Source organism: Mesorhizobium sp. B1-1-5, from assembly GCF_006443065.1.
Taxonomy (GTDB): domain Bacteria; phylum Pseudomonadota; class Alphaproteobacteria; order Rhizobiales; family Rhizobiaceae; genus Mesorhizobium.
Window position 1 is genome coordinate 1 of record NZ_VFWS01000686.1, and the last position, 1,014, is coordinate 1,014.

Consider the following 1,014-nt stretch of genomic DNA (forward strand, 5'->3'; position numbering starts at 1 on the left):
GTGACCGGCGGCGGCGCCAACGTCCTGGTCGGCGGCCTGGACAGCGCCTTCATGCTGGAGCCGCTCAGCGTCCAGGCACAGACCGGCGTCAACCTGGCCGTTGCCGTGACCTCGCTTGAGCTGATCCACTCTCTCAAGTAACGGCACGTTGATCTTCTCGGCACGGACGGCAACCGCGCAATGATCAAAATAGCGCGCGGTGGACTTGGTTCCGCCGCGCGCTTTGCATTTGCGAACTGCTGTGACCAGGCCAAGCTAGCAGATCGAAATTATTGCCGATGGAAGGCTTGCTCGTTCTGTGCTACCAACCGGAAATGTTGCTGGCTCTGCGCGAAAATGCGCGCGAGCTCCGGCAGATGTAAAGACATCGTCGAATGCAATTTTGTTGCAGCTGCCGGAGGCCGTGATGGATTTCATCGAGCAGTTATTCGGATTTTCGCCCGATGGCGGGTCGGGATCCTTCGAACTTCTTCTGATACTCGCACCATTCTTGATTGCCGCTGTCTGGTTGTTCATGCGTCGACAGCGACGTTGACGAAATGGCCGCGGACTGGCCATGAACCCGCTCCCCAAAGTACTGGATTTCCTGAACGCGCTCGCCGACGCGTTCACCGAGTGGCCATCGAACCTGCGCCAGATCGCTGCCCGGATCTGCGCCCTCGCCAGATTGCTCTGCGAAAGAATGAAGCTCCCCGATCGGTTGGACCGAAGCGGGCCGCAACGTTGCGTCAAGATCAGCGACCCCGCCTATAAACGCCCGGATCCCCTGATCTACGCGCAGTATTATTTGATGGGCCAGGGCCTCGCCGTCACATGGGACAACCCCGACATCGAGATCCGAAGCGGCGGCAATCCTGTCGCACCACATATGCTGGCGCCCGACACCGAATATGAAATCGTCGCCCGTATCTGGAACAACTCGACCGAGGCCCCGGTCGTCGATCTGCCGGTGAAATTCTCCTATCTGAGTTTCGGCATCGGCACGGTGTCGCATTGGATCGATGAGACCAGGAC

Annotated in this window: 2 protein-coding genes; both read left to right on the forward strand. The window is 59.2% G+C overall.

Annotated features, from left to right (window positions below):
- On the forward strand, positions 1-141 hold a 141-nt coding region (locus tag FJ980_RS34385), incomplete at its 5' end, for a DUF992 domain-containing protein (RefSeq protein ID WP_140547757.1).
- Positions 142-556: 415 nt separating this feature from the next.
- Positions 557-1,014: hypothetical protein (locus FJ980_RS34390; RefSeq protein ID WP_140547758.1), on the forward strand; the 458-nt coding region annotated here is incomplete at its 3' end.